Origin of the sequence: Cryptobacterium curtum DSM 15641, assembly GCF_000023845.1 — a bacterium.
In the GTDB taxonomy this organism is placed as follows: domain Bacteria; phylum Actinomycetota; class Coriobacteriia; order Coriobacteriales; family Eggerthellaceae; genus Cryptobacterium; species Cryptobacterium curtum.
Genome location: NC_013170.1, coordinates 438,038 through 460,003 on the forward strand (window position 1 = coordinate 438,038; position 21,966 = coordinate 460,003).

The 21,966-nt window shown below is 52.3% G+C and carries 14 protein-coding genes; all 14 read left to right on the plus strand.

The window, feature by feature from the left end:
* Positions 1-15: 15 nt before the first annotated feature.
* The 14 genes from rlmB to CCUR_RS07535 all read left to right on the plus strand — a co-directional run bounded on the left by rlmB (position 16) and on the right by CCUR_RS07535 (position 21,963).
* Positions 16-918 carry a 23S rRNA (guanosine(2251)-2'-O)-methyltransferase RlmB gene (gene rlmB / locus CCUR_RS01880; RefSeq protein WP_012802791.1) on the plus strand — a complete coding sequence of 301 codons (903 nt, stop codon included), beginning with the start codon at positions 16-18 and terminating at the stop codon, positions 916-918.
* A 21-nt stretch (positions 919-939) separates the two neighbouring features.
* Positions 940-1,479, plus strand: a complete 540-nt coding sequence (locus CCUR_RS01885) for an NYN domain-containing protein (RefSeq protein ID WP_012802792.1) — start codon at positions 940-942, stop codon at positions 1,477-1,479.
* Positions 1,480-1,807: 328 nt separating this feature from the next.
* Positions 1,808-5,344, plus strand: a complete 3,537-nt coding sequence (rpoB, locus tag CCUR_RS01890) for a DNA-directed RNA polymerase subunit beta (RefSeq protein WP_012802793.1) — start codon at positions 1,808-1,810, stop codon at positions 5,342-5,344.
* Complete coding sequence (locus CCUR_RS01895; protein ID WP_012802794.1) at positions 5,345-9,736, plus strand: DNA-directed RNA polymerase subunit beta'; 4,392 nt, start codon at positions 5,345-5,347, stop codon at positions 9,734-9,736.
* A gap of 81 nt (positions 9,737-9,817) precedes the next feature.
* The gene (glmM, locus tag CCUR_RS01900) at positions 9,818-11,161 is read left to right on the plus strand and encodes a phosphoglucosamine mutase (protein ID WP_012802795.1); all 1,344 of its coding nucleotides are present in this window, start codon (positions 9,818-9,820) and stop codon (positions 11,159-11,161) included.
* Between the two features lie 254 nt (positions 11,162-11,415).
* Positions 11,416-13,239, plus strand: coding sequence for an Ig-like domain-containing protein (locus tag CCUR_RS07200; RefSeq protein ID WP_012802796.1), 1,824 nt, complete (start codon positions 11,416-11,418; stop codon positions 13,237-13,239).
* Between the two features lie 200 nt (positions 13,240-13,439).
* Entirely contained in the window at positions 13,440-14,339 is a 900-nt protein-coding gene (gene modA / locus CCUR_RS01910) for a molybdate ABC transporter substrate-binding protein (RefSeq protein WP_012802797.1), read from the plus strand.
* A gap of 89 nt (positions 14,340-14,428) precedes the next feature.
* On the plus strand, positions 14,429-16,021 hold the full coding sequence (modB, locus tag CCUR_RS01915) for a molybdate ABC transporter permease subunit (RefSeq protein ID WP_012802798.1): 1,593 nt from the start codon (positions 14,429-14,431) through the stop codon (positions 16,019-16,021).
* Positions 16,018-17,130: a sulfate/molybdate ABC transporter ATP-binding protein gene (locus CCUR_RS01920; protein ID WP_012802799.1), complete on the plus strand. Its 1,113-nt coding sequence runs from the start codon at positions 16,018-16,020 to the stop codon at positions 17,128-17,130. Before modB ends, CCUR_RS01920 begins: the two co-directional genes overlap by 4 nt.
* A gap of 175 nt (positions 17,131-17,305) precedes the next feature.
* Positions 17,306-18,319, plus strand: coding sequence for a GTP 3',8-cyclase MoaA (gene moaA / locus CCUR_RS01925; RefSeq protein ID WP_012802800.1), 1,014 nt, complete (start codon positions 17,306-17,308; stop codon positions 18,317-18,319).
* 88 nt (positions 18,320-18,407) lie between these two features.
* A complete protein-coding gene (moaC, locus tag CCUR_RS01930) occupies positions 18,408-18,908 on the plus strand; it encodes a cyclic pyranopterin monophosphate synthase MoaC (RefSeq protein WP_012802801.1) in 501 nt (166 codons plus the stop codon).
* A gap of 190 nt (positions 18,909-19,098) precedes the next feature.
* Positions 19,099-19,896, plus strand: a complete 798-nt coding sequence (locus CCUR_RS01935; protein ID WP_012802802.1) for a YebC/PmpR family DNA-binding transcriptional regulator — start codon at positions 19,099-19,101, stop codon at positions 19,894-19,896.
* 33 nt (positions 19,897-19,929) lie between these two features.
* The gene (locus tag CCUR_RS07205; protein ID WP_012802803.1) at positions 19,930-20,883 is read left to right on the plus strand and encodes an FtsB family cell division protein; all 954 of its coding nucleotides are present in this window, start codon (positions 19,930-19,932) and stop codon (positions 20,881-20,883) included.
* Entirely contained in the window at positions 20,884-21,963 is a 1,080-nt protein-coding gene (locus tag CCUR_RS07535) for a Ppx/GppA phosphatase family protein (RefSeq protein WP_012802804.1), read from the plus strand. It abuts the gene before it with no gap.
* The last annotated feature ends 3 nt before the right edge of the window (positions 21,964-21,966 follow it).

The following is a 21,966-nucleotide window of genomic DNA, read 5'->3' on the forward strand; positions in this document are numbered from 1 at the left end:
CTCATAATACCTGTCATGGCTGAATTTATTGAAGGAAAACATCCTGTTTGGGAAGCACTGAGCACGCACGTGCCCATCACACGTATTTTTCTTGCCGATGGCAATAAGCACGATCGGCTCTTGCAGGATATTCTGCATATGGCGGCGCGTCAGCATATTGTGATGGAAACGGTTCCTCGTGCGCAGCTTGATAAACGTTCAAAGCGCGGTAGTCATCAGGGAATTATGGCGCAGGCGCAACCCTTTGCCTATGCGAGTCTTGATGACATTATCGCGCGCGGAAATGATCAAGCTGTTTCGTTGGCGGTGTCGCACTCGTCGTCAGCTGCCCCTTGCGCACTTATTATTGTGCTCGATCATATTACCGACGCTGGCAATCTTGGGGCTATCGCTCGTTCAGCAGAGTCGGTAGGAGCTGCGGGTATTATTATCCCCAACAAGCGCAGTGCATATGTCACTGCTAGCACGTATAAGAGTTCTGCTGGTGCGATCTCTCATATTCCCGTTGCACAGGTTGCTAATTTACAGCAGGCACTAGCGCGTCTCAAAAATGAAGGCTACTGGGTGGCCGGCGCTTCGGAAAAAGCTGAAGGCGGTATTTGGGATGCAAACCTTACAGGTAACGTGTGCTTGGTGATGGGCAATGAGAACACCGGTCTTGCGCGCCTTACCCAAGAGGCATGCGACTTTTTCGTATCGCTTCCTCAGCGGGGGGTAGTATCGTCGTTAAATGTGGCGCAATCAGCTACTGTGTGTATGTACGAATGGTTGCGGCAGAATCGTCTATCTCTGCAGGAATGTGCTTCTGGCACTTCCAATACCTCTCATACCCTTGCTAATGCTAATGCTAATGCCTCGAATCGTTCTAGCGCTCCCTCGTGTTGTTCGCGCGCTTCAAGCCAAGCAAAAGCGCAGTAGCTAGCGCATAGGGTGTCCACCATGAAATCTCGCAACAAGCTTTTGATTGTTGACGGCTACAACGTTTTGCGTAGTGGTAGTCGCTATCGACATATGCGCGCTATGGCCGATTACACCGACGAGGTGTACAACAAATGTCGCGAGGCTCTTATCAACGACGTAATCGCACACATGGGGCGCGATTACTGCGAGGCATACTTGGTATTCGATGGCAGGGACAACGAATTTTCAACAGGGGTGCCCGAACGCATTGGCGGCGTGCAGGTGGTGTTTTCTCCAGCGGGGTTATCAGCTGATACGGTTATTGAAAAGCTGGCGTTTGATGCTCGTTCACGTGGGGTTGAAGTGATGGTAGTTACGAGTGACGCGACTATTCAGGACACAGTTTTTGGTCTTGGTGTCGATCGTATGAGTGCCGACGGATTCAGTCGCGAAGCAGAATTGCTCGATCAGGAAGCACGGCTGGACGAAAATCCGAAGGCCACCGTAAAGAATACGGTAGGCGAACGCATTGATGCGAGCACGCTTGCTCAGTTGGAAGCCTTGCGTGACGGGAAATAGGCTGCGTCATCGAAGTGCAAAGTCGTTTGCTCTGCCGAAGTACACAGCTGCCTATTTTGTAATCTCGTACAACAAAAGTAATTTATAGTATCGAACTACTGCATGTCAGTCTCTGAGAAAGATTGATTGGTCTGTGGTCTCTGCATAGTTAAAAGAAGCTGCTGTTCTATTTTGCTGATGTCGTCTGAATTTGCCGAATGCTATCTAATAAGCAAAGAAAACACATGCTTCAAGAAAATTTTTCTTGACTTCACTTAAAGAAAAACGTAGCTTTAAAACTTGCGACTTTTCGCAAAAAAACGGATTTTCTTAAAGGAGGAAAAGCCCCGTGGCGCAAGCACAAAACAACGCTCCCAACAGCCTTTATAGGAGCCGCAGAAGCTTCGCAAAGATCCCACCCGTTATCGATATCCCCAACCTGATTGCCATTCAGACTGAAAGCTTTGACTGGTTCAAGGGTGAGGGCCTCGACCAAGCATTCCAAGATATTTGCCCCATCGAGAGCAATACGAAGAATATGCGCGTCGAGATCGGTAAGCACGAGTTCGGTGATCCGAAGTATCCGGTTGACGAATGCAAGGTCAAAGATCTGACCTATCAGGCACCCCTGTTTGCCGAAGTGCGCTTCACCAATTTGGAGACCGGCGAAATCAAAGAGCAGGACGTCTTTATGGGCGATTTCCCGCTGATGACGCCGCGCGGTACCTTTATTGTTAACGGTACCGAACGAGTGGTTGTCTCGCAGTTGGTGCGCAGCCCTGGTGTCTATTTTGGGGCCGAGCGCGACAAGACAAGCAACAAGACCATCTATAACGCCAAGGTTATTCCTTCGCGGGGTGCTTGGCTTGAATTTGAAACCGACAAGCGCGATATCCTTTCGGTGCGTATCGACCGCAAGCGCAAGCAGCCGGCAACTCTTTTGCTGCGCGCTCTAGGGCTTGCTGAAACACGCGAAGAGATTATTGAAGCGCTCGGCGATAGCGAAATGGTGCTGCGCACGATCGATCGCGATCCTGCGACAACACGCGACGAATCGTTGATCGAGCTCTACAAGCGCTTCCGTCCGGGTGAGCCGCCTACCATCGATTCGGCACGTACATTGCTTGATGGATTGTTCTTCAATCCACAGCGCTACAACCTTGCAAAGGTTGGTCGGTATAAGATCAACAAAAAGCTCGGTTTCGACGCCGAAGGCGATTCCTCCACGCTAACCAATGACGATATCATTGCCACAATGCGCTACATTGTGGCTTTGCATAACGGTGAAGAAGGCTATGTCACCGATGATATCGACCATTTTGGCAACCGCCGTATTCGTACGGTGGGTGAATTAATCCAGAACCAGTTCCGCATTGGCTTGTCGCGTATGGAGCGTGTGGTACGCGAGCGCATGAGCATGCAGGAGCCCGACGAAATTACGCCGCAGAGCTTGATTAACATTAGGCCTATTGTGGCTTCCATCAAGGAATTCTTCGGATCGTCTCAGCTGTCGCAGTTCATGGACCAGGCCAACCCTGTGGCGGGCGTTACGCATAAGCGTCGTCTGTCAGCATTGGGTCCGGGTGGTCTGTCGCGTGAGCGTGCAGGCTTTGAAGTGCGTGACGTTCACAATTCGCACTACAGCCGCATGTGTCCTATCGAAACACCCGAAGGTCCTAACATCGGCTTAATTGGTTCGCTTGCCACGTATGCCCGCGTGAACAATTACGGCTTTATCGAAGCGCCGTATCGTCGCGTGGTTGAGGGTAAGGTAACGAACGACGTTGATTACCTTACCGCCGATGAAGAAGAGCATCATACTATTGCTCAGGCTAACGAGCCATACGATACCAAGACGGGTATCCTGGGAACGACCGACGAATCTGGGACCTTCCACCCAACTGAACGTTTGCTGGCTCGTACGCGCAACTCGCATGGTGAGTTTGGCGACCCGGCTGAGGTGTCAGTTTCTCAGGTGGACTACATGGACATCTCGCCGCGCCAGATGGTGTCGGTGGCCACTTCGCTTATTCCGTTCCTCGAACACGACGACGCTCATCGCGCCCTCATGGGTTCGAACATGCAGCGTCAGGCTGTGCCGCTTCTGCGCCCGCACGCACCGTTTGTTGGTACGGGCATCGAGCACCGTATTGCAGTTGACTCGGGTGAGATTCTTATTGCACAGAACTCTGGTCTGGTCGACTATGTTGATGGTGAGGTTATCAATATCCTCACCGACGATGGTGAATACGACGAATACTTGATTCCGAAGTTCCAGCGCTCCAACCAGGGCTATTGCGTAAATCATAAACCGCTCGTGCGCAAGGGCGACCGAGTGGAAGTGGGCGATGTACTTGCCGATGGTCAGTCGTGTGACCACGCTGAGCTGTCGCTGGGGCAGAACCTGCTGGTGGCTTACATGCCATGGGAAGGTTACAACTACGAGGACGCTATCGTTATTTCCGAGCGTGTTGTTGCTGAAGACTTGCTGACAAGCATTCACATTAGCGAATACGAAGCTGATGCGCGCGACACAAAGCTGGGGCCTGAAGAGATTACTCGTGAGATTCCTAACATCAGCGAAGATATGATTGCCGACTTAGATGGCGATGGCATTATTCGTATTGGTGCTGAAGTCAATCCGGGCGATGTGCTGGTGGGTAAGGTAACCCCGAAGGGTGAAACTGAACTAACAGCCGAAGAACGCCTACTGCGTGCTATCTTTGGCGAAAAGGCACGTGAAGTGCGTGACACAAGCCTTAAGGTGCCTCATGGTGCCGGCGGTCGTGTAATTGGCATTCACCGCTTCAGCCGCGCTTCGGGCGATGAATTGGCGCCTGGCGTCAACGAGCAGGTGCGCGTATATGTGGCGCAGAAGCGCAAAATCCAGCAGGGCGACAAGATGTCTGGTCGTCATGGTAACAAAGGTGTTGTCTCGCGGGTACTGCCGGTTGAAGACATGCCATATTTGGCCGATGGCACACCGGTTGACATTATGCTGAACCCATTGGGCGTACCTTCTCGTATGAACGTTGGTCAGCTTCTTGAATGCCATCTTGGGTGGGCAGCTAAATGGGGCTGGTCGGATGACGAAAATTCCGACGAGGCTGTTGAAGGTCCCATCTATGTGTCGACTCCGGTGTTCGATAGCGCCACTGAAGAAGAAATTCGCGACGTTATCGAAAAGTCGAACCGCAATCTCGTTAACCTGAACCGTGAAAAGTACGGCGATGCAATGCGTGAAGAATTTGTCCCGCAGCTTAACGAATTTGGCAAGACCACGTTGTATGACGGTCGCACGGGCGAACCGTTCCGCGAGCCGATTACGGTAGGCTATCCCTATATGCTTAAGCTCGGCCACATGGTTGACGACAAGATTCATGCTCGCTCAACTGGTCCTTACAGCTTAATCACACAGCAACCGCTGGGCGGCAAGGCTCAGTTTGGTGGCCAGCGCTTCGGCGAAATGGAAGTGTGGGCGCTCTATGCCTACGGCGCATCGAACGTGTTGCAGGAAATCCTGACGGTGAAGTCTGACGACACGGTTGGTCGCGTGAAGACATACGAGGCCATCGTGAAGGGCGAGAACATGCCCGATGCGGAAGTTCCCGAATCGTTCAAGGTGCTCATTAAGGAAATGCGTTCCCTGTGCTTGAATGTGGAGCTCGAAGGTCACAATAGGGAAGTGCTCGATGTGATTGAAAGCCATCCTGAACGGACGAACGACGACAATGTTCTTGCTGGTCTGGTTGAGGATGCACAGAAGACTGAACGCGAAGATGACGACATGATCGGCGACATTGCTGCCGAGCTGTCGAATCTCATCAGCGATGATTTGAAGGACGGCAATGACGGAAACGATCTCATCGGCGGAGAGGAGCGCTAAATGACCGAGTACGATGTAAATAACTTCGACGCGCTGCGCATCTCTCTGGCGAGTGCGGAAGATATTCGCAGTTGGTCCCATGGCGAAGTCAAGAAGCCGGAGACCATTAATTACCGTACGCTCAAGCCCGAAAAGGATGGCTTGTTCTGCGAACGCATCTTCGGTCCTACAAAGGACTGGGAATGCGCCTGCGGTAAGTACAAGCGCATTCGCTTCAAGGGCATCGTGTGCGAGCGCTGCGGTGTTGAAGTCACCAGGGCGAAGGTTCGCCGCGAGCGCATGGGTCACATTGAACTGGCTGCTCCGGTGAGTCACATCTGGTATTTCAAGGGCAGCCCAAGCCGTTTGGGGTACCTGCTTGATATTGCGCCAAAAGACCTTGAAAAGGTTCTCTACTTTGCAAGCGCTATTGTCACGTCGGTGGACAAAGAAGCGCGTGAAGAAGACGAAGCTGATCTGCGGGATGAATTAGCTGCTGACCTTGATGAACTCGATGCTGAACGCGATCGCCTGATTGCTTCAACCAGGCGTCTGTCGACCGATTACACGCCTGAAGACGACGAGTTTGTCGACGATATCGAAGACGAAGAGCGTCTGACCCCTGAAGAAGTTGAAGACGAACTAGCTGATATCTATGAGGAATTCAACGAGCGCAAGGCGCTGCGTAGTGAAGCGTTCGAAGCCTTCATGAAAATTGAACCCAAGCAGCTGGTTGCCGATGAAACCCTCTATCGCGAAATGCGCCTGAACTACAGCGAGTATTTCAAGGGTGGCATGGGTGCTGAAGCAGTACGCGATCTGCTGGATGACATCGATCTTGACGAGGTAGCCGAGGAACTTTCCGAAATTATTGCAACGGGCAAGGGTCAAAAGCGCGCCAAAGCTGTTAAGCGTCTTAAAGTGGTTGACGCGTTCCTGAAGAGCGAAAATAAACCACACGACATGATTCTTGACGTGATTCCGGTTATTCCACCCGACCTGCGTCCAATGGTACAGCTCGATGGTGGTCGTTTTGCAACAAGTGACTTAAACGATTTGTATCGTCGCGTTATTAACCGCAATAACCGCTTGCAGCGTCTGCTCGATCTGGGTGCGCCGGAGATTATTGTCAACAATGAAAAGCGCATGCTGCAAGAAGCTGTCGACAGTCTCTTTGACAATGGCCGCCGTGGCCGTCCAGTAACGGGTCCGGGAAACCGTGCGCTGAAGTCGCTTGCCGATATGCTCAAAGGAAAGCAGGGGCGCTTCCGCCAGAACTTGCTGGGTAAGCGTGTCGACTATTCAGGTCGTTCAGTTATCGTGGTTGGTCCAGAACTGAAACTGCATCAGTGCGGTCTGCCGAGTGCGATGGCGCTTGAGCTGTTCAAGCCATTCGTTATGAAGCGCCTGGTTGAACTCGAATATGCCGCTAATATCAAGGCTGCTAAACGAGCTGTTGACCGTGGGGCAAGCTACGTGTGGGACGTGCTTGAAGAGGTTATTACCGAACATCCCGTCCTGCTTAACCGTGCTCCAACCCTGCACCGTCTTGGCATTCAGGCATTTGAGCCTGTGCTGACAAACGGTAAGGCCATCAAGCTGCACCCGCTTGTTTGTACGGCATTTAACGCCGACTTTGACGGCGACCAGATGGCAGTGCATGTACCGCTGTCCAGTGCCGCTCAGGCTGAAGCGCGCGTGCTGATGTTGTCCTCTAACAACATTAAGTCGCCAGCACATGGCCGTCCGCTAACTATTCCGACTCAGGACATGATCATCGGTCTGTACTACCTGACGACGATTCGTGACGGGTTTGCCGGCGAAGGACGTGTCTTTGCGAGCTTCGACGATGTGCAGCATGCCTATGATGCACATGCTGATCTCGACTTGCAGGCACGTATTTCTGTGCGTCTGCCGCGCGACATGACGGTTGTTTCTTCTTATGGTCAGGCCAAGGAATGCAAAGCGGGCGAGCGTATCGAGACGAGTGCTGGGCGCGTTATTATCAACGATGTGTTGCCCGATGACTATCCGTTCCTTAACTACGAACTCGACAAGACCGAGGTCGGACGCCTGATCAGTGATTGCTCGAACCGTTATTCGACAGCTGCCATGGAGCCTATCTTGGACGGTCTCAAGAGCAACGGTTTCCACTACGCTACAAAGGCAGGTCTCACGGTGTCTATTTACGACGCCACAATTCCTGATGATAAGGATGAAATCCTCGCTGCGGCCGATGAAAAAGTAGCTGCGATTGATGGCGACTACGAAATGGGCTTGATGAGTGACGAAGAGCGCCATAAGCAGGTTGTCGACATTTGGACGGATGCAACTGAAGAAGTGGGCGAGGCTATGGCTTCTCACTTCAGCGGTCAGAACCCCATCTACATGATGGCTACCTCGGGCGCCCGCGGTAATATCAAGCAGATTCGTCAGCTGGCCGGTATGCGTGGTCTGATGGCTGACACGAAGGGTGAGATCATCGACACGCCGATTAAGGCAAACTTCCGTGAAGGTATGTCGGTACTCGAATACTTCCTATCTTCGCATGGTGCTCGTAAGGGTTTGGCTGACACGGCACTGCGTACTGCTGACTCGGGTTATCTGACCCGTCGTTTGGTGGATGTTTCGCAGGATGTTATCGTGCGTGAACTCGACTGCGGTACCACCGAAGGCGTGACGTATGCGCTGGTCGACAGCAAGGGCGAACTCGATGAAAATCTGGTTGGTCGGTGCCTGTCTGAAGATGTTTCTGATGCGTCTGGTACACGCTTAGCTTCCGCGGGTGACTACATCAACAGTATGGATGAACTCACTGCATGGCAGCAGGCAGGCGTTGAGGAAGTTACCATCCGCACCATCATGACCTGCCATGCCGAGCACGGCGTGTGCCAAAAGTGCTATGGCTGGGATCTTGCAACGGCTCGTCCGGTAAATATCGGTACAGCCGTGGGTATTATTGCTGCTCAGTCTATTGGCGAGCCGGGTACACAGCTGACGATGCGTACGTTCCACTCAGGCGGTGTCGCCGGCGACGACATTACGCAGGGTCTTCCTCGTGTTGTCGAGCTGTTCGAGGCACGCAAGCCGAAGGGTCAGGCTGTCTTGGCCGAGATTGCTGGTACTTTGCAGATTTCAGGCGACAAGCAAACCAAGACAATCACTATTCACGATCAAGAAGGCAACTACCGCGAGTATGTCACTTCGGCACGCGTGCAGATGATGCCGGGTGTGGTAGATGGTTCAGAAGTTACGGTTGGTCAGCAGATTACACGGGGTTCAGTGAACCCGCACGACTTACTGCGTCTGACCGACCCGAACACCACGCTGCGCTATATTGTGGGGCAAGTCCAAGATGTGTACGTCAGCCAAGGCGTCGACATCAACGACAAGCACATCGAAGTTATTGCGCGTCAGATGCTGCGTAAGGTGGCAGTGCTTGATTCTGGTGATTCCGATTATCTGCCGGGTCGTCAGGTCAATCGCTACGAATTCGAAGATGTTGCCAATCAGCTGGTGCTCGAAGGCAAACAGCCGCCCGTTGGTCAGCCGTTGTTGCTGGGCATTACGAAGGCATCGCTGGCAACCGATTCGTGGATGTCGGCCGCTTCGTTCCAGGAAACCACCAAGGTTCTTACCGATGCAGCCATCGAAAGCAAGACCGATCAGCTGGTCGGCTTGAAAGAAAACGTTATTATCGGCAAGCCGATTCCTGCTGGTACGGGTCTCAAGCGCTATCGCAACGTGGGTCTTACTTATAAGGGTCACGCCGTGCATGAAATTACAAGCGACACGCTGCCTGATTATGCGCCTGAGGCGCTGCGCAAGGTTGAAGAACTCCTGCCGCAGCCGCAGGATTGGTCACTCGATGGTGATAGCTATCTGAACATGGGCGGTAGCTATTCGAGCTACTTCAATAGCCTTTCAGCTGGTCGTAATTCGCAGCTTTCCGATGAGGACGCACGCCTGTATATCTATGATGACCTGGGTGTCTCTCAACGCTGGGCGAATAAGTTCTCCGAAGCAGGTATTGAAACCGTGGGCGACCTTATTGGGTACTCCGAAGAAGACCTATTGCGTATCGAAGGCATCGGAGCAAAGGCGATCGAGGAACTCAAAGAGGGCTTAGAAAAGCACGATTTGCTCCATATTATTGAGGACGACCTAAACGCCACGGGCGACGACATGAGTCAGCTTTTGGATATGGTGTTCTCGCCCGATGATACGATTCTCATTGGTGGTGATGTGCCGGCAACCTTCAACACGGAAGGCGAAGACATGCTCGGCGAAGCACTGCCACCGCGCTCGTATCAGCGCAATCTCGAAGAGCTTGATGCGATTCTCGGCAATGTGGGCGATTTGAACCTGCATATCGATGAGTCTTCGACTGACGATTCGGAAAACGAGGAATAGAACCTCTACCAGAAGCAACGGATGGGGCGCCTGCGAGCGCCCCATCTGCATACCATGCCAGGTAAGCGAGAAGGGACGACGATGGGAAAGTTATTTGGAACCGATGGCGCACGCGGTGTAGCAAACAGCGAACTGACGTGTGAGGCAGCGTTTCGCCTCGGACAAGCAGCGGTTCACTTTCTCGGTAGCGTTATTACTGTAGGCAAAGACACGCGTCGCTCAGGCGATATGCTGGAGTCGTCTCTTGCAGCTGGCATTATGTCGGCGGGCGGCACCGTGCAGGCACTGGGGGTTATTCCCACTCCGGCGGTAGCCCTTTTAGCGCGCACTATGCAGGCTGATGGTGGTATTGTTATCAGTGCATCCCATAATCCACCGGAGTATAACGGCATTAAGTTTTTCGATGGGAATGGCTATAAGCTACCGGTGACGACCGAAGAAGCTATCGAAGAATACGTTTTCGCAGGTGGCCTTTCCGTTTCTGAACGTCCCACGGGTGCAGCAGTGGGGAATATTGTTTTGGTTAACAATGCCCGTGAGGTATATATCAATCATGCGATTGAAGCCGTGCGCAGCCAGGGAATAGATCTGTCTCACTGGAAAATCGCACTCGATTGTGCTCACGGAGCGAGTTCAGTTACCTCGCCTGAGGCATTGCGGCGTCTGGGCGCTGAAGTTGTGGTGATTAATGACAATTACAATGGCTATGACATCAATGTTGATTGTGGTTCAACTCACCTGGAGCCACTCAAAGAATTGGTAGCCGCAACTGGTGCCGATATTGGTATTGCCCATGATGGTGACGCCGATCGCGTGCTCTTTGTTGATGCGGCAGGCAATGAAATTGATGGCGACATGGTCGAAGCTGCCTGCGCACTCGATATGAAAGAGCAGGGGCGTCTCGCTGGCAACACGGTGGTGTCGACCGTTATGTGCAACCTTGGTTTTGTTCGCGCAATGGAAGCGCATGGCATTGCAGTTAAGCAGACTGCTGTGGGTGACCGTCATGTACTCGAATGCATGCGTGATGCTGATTATCGTATTGGGGGAGAACAGAGCGGGCATACGATTTTTTTAGAATACAACTCTACAGGCGATGGTCTTATGACTGCGTGTCAGTTTCTGGTCTGTTGCGAACGGGCTGGCAAGACGCCTGCACAAGCCGCTGCAGTTATGACGCGCTACCCCCAAGAACTTATTAATGTTCGCGTGTCAAACAAAGATGCTATTTCTTCCAATGAAGCCATTCGCGCTGCCATTACTTCGGCCGAACAAGAGATGGGCGATGCTGGGCGTGTACTCGTGCGTGCAAGTGGTACTGAGCCGCTGATTCGTGTCATGGTGGAAGCAGCAGATGAAGCCCAGGCGCGCTTGCATTGTGAAGCGATTGCCACGGTTGTGCAAAGCGAAATCGGTTGCGAATAAGCTGTCAAGAGTTTCAGATATTGTTGCTCCTTATACATTTCAGCGGGAATTAAGTACTTTAAACCTCCAATAAACTGGTTTTCTATTTGTAACGACCTGCCTTTTTACCGATTTTGTGGGGGGGGGGGCGTCGTTTTTTGTACACGACTATATTTGCTGGTAAGCTAAATGTGGGTAAACAAAAGGGCAGCTGAGAGGCTGCCCACTGCGTATTTCACCCAAAAATGAGATACCAGGAGGGGGAAGGAAGGTCAATGAAACGAAAACTCTCCTACCTCATGAGCGTACTGCTTGTTGCAGGGCTTATGATTCCCGCGGGGTCGCTCCAGGCGTTCGCGGACGATACGACTACTGAGTCGAGCACACCGGCTGTATCAGTCGACGCGGTAGCTCCTACATCAACTGGTGTAGTGGATACGACAGCAGCGCCTGCTGCTGCAGATTCCACCGAGGCAACTGATGCCACTGCTACTATCAACAGCACAGATTCTGTAACTGAAGAAACCCCTACTGCTGACACGTCGTCAGCATCTTCAGCAACAGCCGATATGCAGGCTACTGTGAGTGAAGATGCGACCACGAATAGCCTTGATGTTGCAACGCCACTGGCTGTATCGAGTCTTGCGACAGATGTATCTGATGCTCTGTTGACCGCCGGCTTAACCCGTGCGGGTCCACTGCAGCGTCCTGGTGCTGGACAAGAAGTCTCTGTCAACCTGACAGGTTTCAAGTTCAAAAATATGGATCATAACGACACCACTGAAATCCGTGCCAATTACAACTTCTTTTTAAGTATGGATTGGGATGCTAGTGGTAAATCGATTCATGAGGGCGACTATTTCGATATCAAATTGCCCGATCAGATGAAATTCCCTGAGGGCAATTCCAACTTTGACATCACCGATAGCGACGGCAATGTTATTGCGCATGGCGAAATTCAACCTGGACCAGACAACAATGGTGGCAAGGTCCATGTTACTTTCACCAACTACGTGAACAACCGTTATGATATCAAGGGTAACATCCAGGTTAAAACGCGCTTCAATACTTCAAGGATTACCCCTAACGAGAATAATAACTTCACTATTGAGACCGGCGGCAAAACGAAGACAAGTACGGTTAAAGTGATTGACCCATGGAAGCTTGTTGACGAAACCGTTGGTAAGTGGGGCGAACAGGATGGCAGCGATCCAAATACCACGGTCTGGTATGTTCGTATCAACCACATGAAAGATAACCTGACTAATGTCGTGATAAGCGATCATCTCACCTCAGATCAAGGGCTCGATGGTATTCACTACATAGCGGGTTCATTTGAATTGCAACATGTCACCATGGACGAGTTTGGGCATACGACATCGGTCATTTCACGAAATGATATCAACAGCTCCGTTCAGATTTCTGCCGATGGTACTTCTTTTACATACCCGATGGGCAACATCAATGGTGACCAGTACGTGCTGCGCTACAAGACCACGTACAAGCCCGGTATGAAGCTGTTGAATCACATTAAGCTTGTTTCAACTGAAAAGACCAAGGAAGCCAGTTCAAGCTATCATTACACCGGCTCAAACGGTAACGGTGAAGGCAGCCTGTTCAGTAAGATCAAAATCATTAAGGTTTCTGCATCTGACGAGACGGTAAAACTTGCCGGTGCTGTATTCACGATTACGAGCGTGTCAGATCCGACAAGGACCTACAGCTTGACAACCGATGAAAACGGCGAAGCAATTACGGACAGACTGGTAGCAGGTCAGTACACGATCAAAGAGGTTACTGCGCCTGAGGGATATCTCGTAAACGATGAAACGTATACAGTAACCGTAACTTCGAATGCGGCCACGATTCAGACCGTGAAGGACGAACAGAAGCCTGAGGTTCCAGACAATCCCAATCCTGGTCCTAACCCAGAACCGTCACCGAACCCCGAACCTTCTCCTAGCCCGGAGCCTCCGACACCCGAGTCAAGTGTACTTCCGCTGACAGCCGATGGATTTATGCCACTGGCCGGCATGCTTGGGTTTGCTGCTCTGGCTGGAGCGGGTCTTGCCGTGCGGGCTTGGCGTTGCAGCCGATAATACCGTTCGACCGCTTACGAGGGACTATCCACGAGACCAGGGAGTTTCCGCTCGATAACCTTATATATCTGTTAGAATAGTTCCAGTTGGCTATAAAACACGCGTCGCTTTATAAGTGGCGCGTGTTTGTTGCCAGGCGCATATATAAGTGCGCCAGAGGAATTAGATGAGCATCTGTGCTCGTCGAGAAAGGAACAGATATGAAGAACAAGGGGAAGTGGCTGATTTCAGTTGCCTCATGCCTCGCATTTGTCTGTGCATTGGCGCTCGCTGGTTGCTCGTCGGGCACTACAGCCAGCACTGACAACGCCTCTAACGTGGACAGCTCCGCTAAAGAGACAACACAGCTACAAATTTTTGCAGCAAATTCTTTATCCAAGGCAATGGACGAAGTACAGCAGCTCTATACGCGCGATCATAGCGGCATCACGTTCGCCGATACGCAGTACAAGTCATCGGGCGAGCTGAACGAACTGCTCGCAGGTGGCGCTTCAGCTGACGTACTGATTTCTGCTTCAAAGGCGAAGATGGATGATGCTGAGAGCGCCGGCTATGTCGATGCCCCCACGCGTTTTAACATGTTCAAGAACGATCTTGTTATGGTGACAAGCGAAAAGAACGACGCTATCACTGAAGTATCGCTCGACGATATTGCTGCCGGCAAATATAAGGTTGCCGTTGGTGACGAATCGGTTCCTGCTGGCAATTATGCCTGCCAGTCACTGTCGACCGTTGGCTGCTACACCGAGCCTGATGGTACAACCGGTAAAGATGCTACTGGCAAGGGTGGCCAATTCTCTGGTGCGCTTGCTGCCGATGGCATGGTTTCACTGCAGACAAGTGTTGGAAACGTTTGCAAGCAAGCACAGTCAGGCGATGTGGATATCGCTTTCGTGTACACCTCTGATGTGTACCGCTTTGGTGGCGTCAAGGTGGTTGGCACTGTGCCAGCTAACACGCATAAGAATATTATCTATCCGGCTGCCATTACGGCTCAGACCGATCATGCTGCTGAAGCACAAGCATTCCTCGATTGGTGCACCACCGATCCCGAGGCACTTGCTGTATGGCAGAAGTGGGGCTTTGAGATGGCTGCCTAAGGCACGCTACTCTTTAGTTCTTTCTTTCAGATCTAATGGTAAAGGGGTCCTCTGAGGCCCCTTTCCACTCAGTGGATGGATAGGTAACCATGGGGAACAATTTGGATAGCGCTATATGCATAGCGTGGCGGCACCTGCGCACGTGCTTTGTAGCATGTTTAGTTGCATTGATGCTGGCTTTTTTGGTTTTTCCCTCCATTGCCTGGGCGGATGATGATGCAACGGGTGATGTGGACGATCCAACCACTCGATCAAGCGCCGCAGCAAGTATCTCTCAGCAGGCAACTGCGTCAGAAAGCGCTTCATCTTCCGAAGCTGCTCATGGTACTGGTGCTGGGGGTGCCAGTAGTAGTGCTGCTGCGAGCACGGGAACTACTGCTGAGAATGCCGCTGGAAGCGCTGGTGATAGCGCAGGTTCCCTTGAAGTGTCTTCCGATAATACGGCAGCACGAAGCACGGCAGTATCCTTTGCCCTCAGTGAATTTTCGCGGGCGCAAGTGGGAAGTAACCGCGCTATTGCCGATGCGTATCGCGGCTATGCCTATTACGCGGGGTCGCATGCTCCTTCGATGGTGCTGATTGCCACGCCCGATTACGCCGTTGTGTATGTTTCACCTGAAGCCGCTGCCCGTGAGGGGCTTACCCTTTCTGCTGAGGCCGATCGTGCTGCGTTGCGTTCAATGGTGGGTGCTCTTGATGCAGCAAATGCGAATGGTGGAGCGGTTTTAGGAAGTAGCGCGCGCTGGTACTTCACAAGCGACGAAACGTTTGAAGTTGATGGCGCTGTTTTTCACTTTAATCAAGACTTTGGTGACGGGTGCATCTACGAATGTATCACTGATACCGCTGGTGGTGATATCACCGATTCCGAGCGTGACTTACCTGATGGTGCAGTACCCATTAAGTTGACGCATGCTTGTTTTGCTGAACTAGTTGCCTTTGATGATGCTGCTATTGCACCGGCTCCAACGTGGATAGAATCGCTCGGGGGCTTTCTTTCGTCGATCGACTATTCTCCTTTGTGGGTGACGTTGAAGACCACAGGATGCGCTATCGTGTTCATCTTCGTACTGGGGCTGGCAGCGGCGTATTTCTGCTTAGGGCTTTCGGCGCGGTGGCGCGATGTGTTCGACGCTATCTTTACCATTCCTATGGTGCTTCCGCCAACGGTATGCGGCTTCATTTTGCTGCTGGCACTCGGCAATAATACGGGGGTGGGTCGCTGGTTTATATCGGTTGGATTTCCCCTGATATTTAGCTGGCCGGCAACGGTTATTGCCGCTGTTGTAGTGGCGTTTCCGCTGATGTACCGCTCGGCGCGCGGTGCCTTTGAATCGCTTGATCCTGTAATGCTTGACGCGGCCCGCACGCTCGGTTGGAGTAACGCACGTATCTTCTTCAAGCTGATGCTGCCGCTGTCGTGGAGCAGTATTGCAGCTGGTACGGTACTTGCCTTTGCGCGCGCTCTTGGTGAATTTGGTGCCACGTTGTTCTTGGCGGGCAACTACCTTGGTGTCACACGCACTATCCCCATTGCAATCTACTTCGAATGGATGAACGGTAACACCGACACGGCCATATTCTGGACGGTCGTAATTATGGCCTTCAGTTTCTTAGTGATCATGTTTATTAACTTGTGGGGTCGCCGAACGGTGCGCTATCGGAAGGGGGCTACCCGATGAGCTTAGAGATCACCATCAAAAAGCATCTTCCTTCTTTCGATCTTGATGTGTCATTTACGGCCAGCCGAGGAGTATTTGGCCTGTTGGGCGCTTCGGGTTGCGGCAAGACGATGACCATGCGTTGCATTGCGGGCATCGAAAGCCCCGACGAGGGCCGCATTGTTGTGAACGACGAGGTATTTTTCGATTCTGAAGCGGGCATCAATCTGTCTGCTCAGCAGCGCAAGACAGCGCTTCTGTTTCAGAACTACATGTTGTTTCCCAACTTAACGGTGGCTGATAATGTCGCGGCAGGTATTCCACGTCGGCTGCCAGCCGAAGAGCGACGGCGATTGGTGGAACGCGAACTTGCACGTTTCGATGTGAGTCATTTTTCCAGGCGTTATCCAGCACAGCTTTCGGGTGGACAGCAGCAGCGGGTTGCTCTGGCCCGTATGTTGGCAGCTCGTCCGGGTATTCTGATGCTCGACGAGCCATTTTCGGCACTCGATGCCCATTTGAAGGACTTACTTGAGCAGAACTTATCAAGTCTGTTCGAAGCATTTGAGGGCACCATCCTGTATGTGAGCCACGATATCGATGAGGCGGTGCGTTTCTGCGACACGATTGCGGTGATGGAAGACGGTCGCGTGCGCGAGATTGATGCTGCTCGAAGTCTGGTTGACCATCCTCAAAGCATCGCCGCTTTGAAATTGTCGGGGGTTAAAAACGTTGCGCGTGTACAGTGGAGAGATGCGCATACGGTGTACTGCCCTCAGTGGGGTATCGAGCTTACCTGCCCCAATACGGTGAGTGAAGACGTACAAGCTGTTGGTGTGCGTGCTTTCCATATTGAGCGTGCAGCAGCGCCGGGTGAAAACGTCTTTCGCATGCGGGTTGACCGCGCGATCGATTCTCGTTTCGATCGGTTATCACTGCTGCGCTTTCTCGATCGCGATGAAGACGCTGCGCGCATGGTAGAAGCCGAAGAGGAAGAGATGCGTTACTTGCACCAGCGCCTTTCCTGGCGGGTGAGCTTGCTTGATACCGACGAGGCACTCTGTCCGCATGTTGGTGACGAACTGCTCGTGCGTATTCCGCCCGAACGACTGCACGTGGTGTATCAATAATTGGCAAAGTATCAATAATTGGCAAATCTTGAACCGCTGGAAGGCAGCATGGTAACGACTGTGTGGCTTTCTTGCTGCGGCTTCCTGCGCGCGGTAAGCTTACAAAGCGTACAAAAAGCTATCGAAGCATGGAGAAATCTACCGAAGCAGGTAGAAAGCGGGAAGGAGGATAGCCGTGAAAGATTCACACGGGCGGACCATTGATTACTTGCGTATTTCGTTGACCGATCGGTGCAACCTACGCTGCGTATACTGTATGCCCGCTGACGGCATTCTCCAGGTGCCGCACGATACAATCCTACGTTACGACGAAATTGTCCGATTTGTGCAGGTGGCTGCACAGCGCGGTGTGCAGCGGGTACGTCTGACAGGTGGCGAGCCATTAGTGCGCAAAGGTGTTGCCGGCTTGATTGAGCGTCTTTCTGCTATCGAAGGCATTGATGACATCTCGTTGACAACAAACGGTGTGCTCTTAAAGAAAATGGCTCCTGAACTGCATCGCGCTGGTCTTCGGCGCGTGAATATTTCTCTTGATACACTTGACCCTGCTCAATTTACTCAGATAACGCGTCTGGGCCACATTGAAAGTGTGCTCGAGGGAATCGATGCGGCTCTTGAAGTGGGGTTCGATCCAGTAAAGATAAATGCGGTTGCGGTGCGCAGTTTGCACCAGGACTATCTGGCTTTTGCCAAGCTTTCACTCGACCGTCCACTGCATATACGGTTCATCGAGTATATGCCTGTTGGCAATTCATCGGGAACGTGTGGGGCTGGTTGGGGTCCTGAAGATGTGGTGAGTTGCGACGACATTCGGCGCCAAATCGACGAAGGGGCGCAAGCAGCTGGTATCGGGACGCTTGTTGCTGCCGAAGGCAATAATCGGCCTGTTGGTGGCGGTCCTGCTCGCTACTATCATTTCCCACAGGCATTGGGTACCGTTGGGTTTATTTCGCCCTTATCGCGCCATTTTTGTGGCGACTGTAATCGTTTGCGCCTTACGAGTACGGGTGGACTGCGTCCGTGCCTGTTTTCCGATAAGGAATACGATGTGCGCACGCCGCTGCGTGCTGGTAATGATGCAGCGTTGAACGCGGTCATTGATGCGGCTTGCGGCATGAAGCCGAGTGAACATCATGAAGGCGATCATGCGCGTGCAACGCAAACAAACATGAATGCAATCGGTGGCTAGGCGTATTGATTGCCTGTGCTCGGTACGACAGTAACGGTACACTGTACCGTCAGACAGAGTAGGCGTAGTGATAGAAGAGGTTACTAACATGAGTGGCTTGACTCATATAGATGAACACGGTGCCGCACGTATGGTTGATGTAGGCGAAAAGGCGAGCACACAGCGTATTGCAATTGCCGAAGGATTCATCTCGATGAATCCTGCAACTCTGTCCATGATTGTAGATGGCACGGCCCCGAAGGGTGATGTCTTTGCATGTGCGCGCATCGCGGGCATTATGGCAAGTAAGCAGACCAGTTCACTTATTCCCTTATGTCATCCGCTGGCGATTACCAAATCGGAAATTGAATGCAAGCCCGTATATGCGGGTGAGCGTACCGATGGGCTGGTGGGTGTTCATGTGCAGAGCACCTGCAAAGTTACCGGTCAGACTGGTATAGAAATGGAAGCTCTGACTGCTGCGAGTGTGGCATGCTTGACCATTTATGATATGTGCAAAGCGGTTGATCGAGGCATGGAAATTCAAGAGGTGCGCCTACTCGTAAAAGACGGCGGCAAAACGGGGCTTTGGCAGCGTGAAAGCGCCTAAGCATACAGTACGAGACCGGTGTTCAGGGGGACGTTCATAGGAGCATGTCATTCCCTTGAACGAAATGGAAGCTTGCAGCTCCTATGGTAAACTAACAGCTTGCATGCACCTCCGGTGACGGTCTGAAAGCAGTCCTGCCTGTTCGGTGGCGCACTGCTATCGGATTGATACCTCTCAAGAAGGAAGTGCTATGTCAGGGCATTCTAAGTGGGCGACTACCAAGCACCGCAAGGCAGCTCAGGACGCAAAGCGTTCTGCGCTGTTCGGCAAGCTTTCTCGTAACATTACTGTTGCGGCTAAAGAAGGGGGCGACCCCAATCCCGACAACAACGCTTCCCTTGCTGCTGCTATTGAAAAGGCTAAGGGCTATTCGCTGCCCAAGGACAAAATCAAGACAGCCATTGACAAGGCGTTTGGCTCGGGCAAGGACGCTGCAAGCTACGAGACCGTTGTCTATGAAGGATATGGTCCAGCTGGTGTTGCAATCTATTGCGAAGCGCTTACCGATAACCGCAACCGTACTGCGGCTGACGTACGTAGTGCCTTTACGCATGCGGGTGGTTCACTTGGCACCTCTGGTTCGGTGGCGTTCCAATTTGAGCGCAAGGGTCAGATTCGCGTTGATAAGGTTATCAAGAGCGACGAAAAGAAGGTTCCCGATAAAGAAAACGCTGCTGATGAGGATGAGTTCATGCTCGCAGTAGCCGAAGCAGGCGGTAACGATTACGACGATGCCGAAGATCAGTGGATTGTCTACACCGCTCCGGGTGACCTGATGGCGGTGAAGAAGGGTCTTGAAGAACAGGGCATTGAGACAAGCGGTGCTGAATTCGTCATGGAGCCTACAACACCAACGACCGTATCGGTGTCTGACGCAAAGAAAGTTATGCGTTTAGTTGATCGACTTGAAGAACTCGAAGACCTGCAGAGCGTTTTCCATACGATGGACATTACCGACGAGATCGCCGAGGCGCTCGACGAAGAATAATCGTCAAGCTGTTTGAATTATTGAGAGGTGCCAATGGCACGCCGAACGTCGGAACATGAAGCACGTATTCTCGATTTCGAGGAAGCGCGTCGTCCTGCCCGCGAGCAGTCGACGCGTGCTGCTCGTCCGTCTACTCGTCGTGCTACTCGCACCGCGTCGTCGCGTTCTTCTGCACGTGGAGAGTCTTCTTCGCAACCAGCCCGTCGTTCTACAGGGGCGGCATCCTCTTCACAGGCGGGATCAGTCCGTCGTTCTGGTCGCCGCATTCAATCTTCCGCACGCGAAGAATCGTTTTGCCGCTCTGCGAGTACAGCGTCGTCACGCCACTCGACCCGTCCGCATGTATCTGCACGTCAACAGCAATCGGGGCGCATTACTTCTTTCTTCAAGGGCTTACAAAAAAAACGCCTCGACAAACGCTTTGATCGATCGGTGCGCACCGGTGATGACACTACCCACGAATCGTCTAACAGCGCACGTCCCAAGGCAGCACTCTATTCCACCCATATGGGACGCGTGCATCGCAAGTCAAGCCGCATGCAGAATACCGCCGCGCGTACCACGTCGCGCGCCGGCTCTGCTTCTATTGCAACATCTTCTCGACAACGGTGGGTTGTACCGGTATGCGTGGTAGCGTTTCTTGTGCTCTGTGGTGCCTTTTTGTATGCACCCGCAAAGGATTACTACATCGCTTCGCGCGACGCTGCTAAAACCCAGGCTGAATACAATCGAGTTTCGCAAGAAAATAGCCAGTTGCAGTCTGATGTCGAAAGCTTATCGACCGATGAAGGTATTGAAGATCGTGCACGTGAAGACTATGGCTGGGTTAAAGAAGGGGAGAATTCAGTTTCAGTATCAGGTCTTTCTTCCGACAGAGACCAGTCCACAAACGCCTCTTCAAAGGCGGATGCCGCATCAGAAGTGAAAGCGCCTACTACCTGGTATTCAGGAATACTCGATGCCTTTTTTGGTTATAAGGACTCGTAAATGGAACAGCGCATTGCAGCAATCGATATCGGAACGGTTACGTGTCGACTGCTTATTGCCGATGTTGCTGACGCACGTATCAACGAAGTAGCTCGTGAATGCACCATTGTGAATCTTGGAGAAGGAGTCGATGCTACAGGAGTGCTTTCACCAGCAGCGATCGATCGAACGGTGGACTGTCTTGCTTCGTTTATGCACACCATTGATGCTTACCGGCAGGACGCTCCCATAACGGTACGCTGTATGGCGACATCAGCGAGTCGCGATGCCCGCAATGCCAGTGAATTGACGGCACGATTAGCGCAGCTTGGCTTAACCTTGACGGTGATATCCGGTGAAAAAGAAGCTGAGTTGTCGTTTCAGGGTGCAAGTGCGGCCTTTCCGGGTGAAGAAGTGGCTGTTGTCGATGTTGGTGGTGGATCGACCGAGATTATCGTTGGACAGGGCGGCGCCGCACCCCGAAGGTCCCATTCGTTTAACATAGGTGCACGACGGGCGACAGAACGCTTCATACAAACTGATCCGCCCAGTGCTGATGATATGAAGGCGATACACGACTGGTGTCGTCCGGTCTTCGAGAGCTTCTTCGCTGCTTCAGGTGCTTCAGGTACGTGTCATTCGACTGGTAATGCGTCCTGTAGTTCGTCCGACGGTACTGGTATGTCCAATAAGGCTGGTACGTCCGACGGGGTAAGTGCGCCTAGCAATGCCAGTATGTCTAATAGTGTTGGCGCTCCTGACAATGTCATCGTCCCGCCACAGCGACTTATTGCTGTTGCGGGTACCGCGACAACAGCGGTGTCAGTTGCAGATGCGATGGAAGCTTATGATTCGTCGCGTGTGCACGGGCGCGAAATGAAAGCAGCAGAGCTTGATAACCTCATTGATCGCCTTGCGGCATTGAATCTCGCTGAACGCGAAGAGGTTGTTGGCTTACAGCCACAACGCGCACCTATTATTGTGGCAGGTCTGCTTATACTTTCTGATGCCGTACACGCGGCAGGTACTGGCAGCTTCATTGCAAGTGAATCAGATATTCTTGCAGGCATCATTATGGATACCGCTTGCCGTTCTTCTTAATTA

Bases quoted from the DNA above. Each gene is read 5' to 3' on its own strand.
- rlmB (WP_012802791.1), top strand. From the start codon at position 16: ATGGCTGAATTTATTGAAGGAAAACATCCTGTTTGGGAAGCACTGAGC.
- CCUR_RS01885 (WP_012802792.1), top strand. From the start codon at position 940: ATGAAATCTCGCAACAAGCTTTTGATTGTTGACGGCTACAACGTTTTG.
- CCUR_RS01895 (WP_012802794.1), top strand. From the start codon at position 5,345: ATGACCGAGTACGATGTAAATAACTTCGACGCGCTGCGCATCTCTCTG.
- glmM (WP_012802795.1), top strand. From the start codon at position 9,818: ATGGGAAAGTTATTTGGAACCGATGGCGCACGCGGTGTAGCAAACAGC.
- CCUR_RS07200 (WP_012802796.1), top strand. From the start codon at position 11,416: ATGAAACGAAAACTCTCCTACCTCATGAGCGTACTGCTTGTTGCAGGG.
- modA (WP_012802797.1), top strand. From the start codon at position 13,440: ATGAAGAACAAGGGGAAGTGGCTGATTTCAGTTGCCTCATGCCTCGCA.
- modB (WP_012802798.1), top strand. From the start codon at position 14,429: ATGGGGAACAATTTGGATAGCGCTATATGCATAGCGTGGCGGCACCTG.
- CCUR_RS01920 (WP_012802799.1), top strand. From the start codon at position 16,018: ATGAGCTTAGAGATCACCATCAAAAAGCATCTTCCTTCTTTCGATCTT.
- moaC (WP_012802801.1), top strand. From the start codon at position 18,408: ATGAGTGGCTTGACTCATATAGATGAACACGGTGCCGCACGTATGGTT.
- CCUR_RS01935 (WP_012802802.1), top strand. From the start codon at position 19,099: ATGTCAGGGCATTCTAAGTGGGCGACTACCAAGCACCGCAAGGCAGCT.
- CCUR_RS07205 (WP_012802803.1), top strand. From the start codon at position 19,930: ATGGCACGCCGAACGTCGGAACATGAAGCACGTATTCTCGATTTCGAG.
- CCUR_RS07535 (WP_012802804.1), top strand. From the start codon at position 20,884: ATGGAACAGCGCATTGCAGCAATCGATATCGGAACGGTTACGTGTCGA.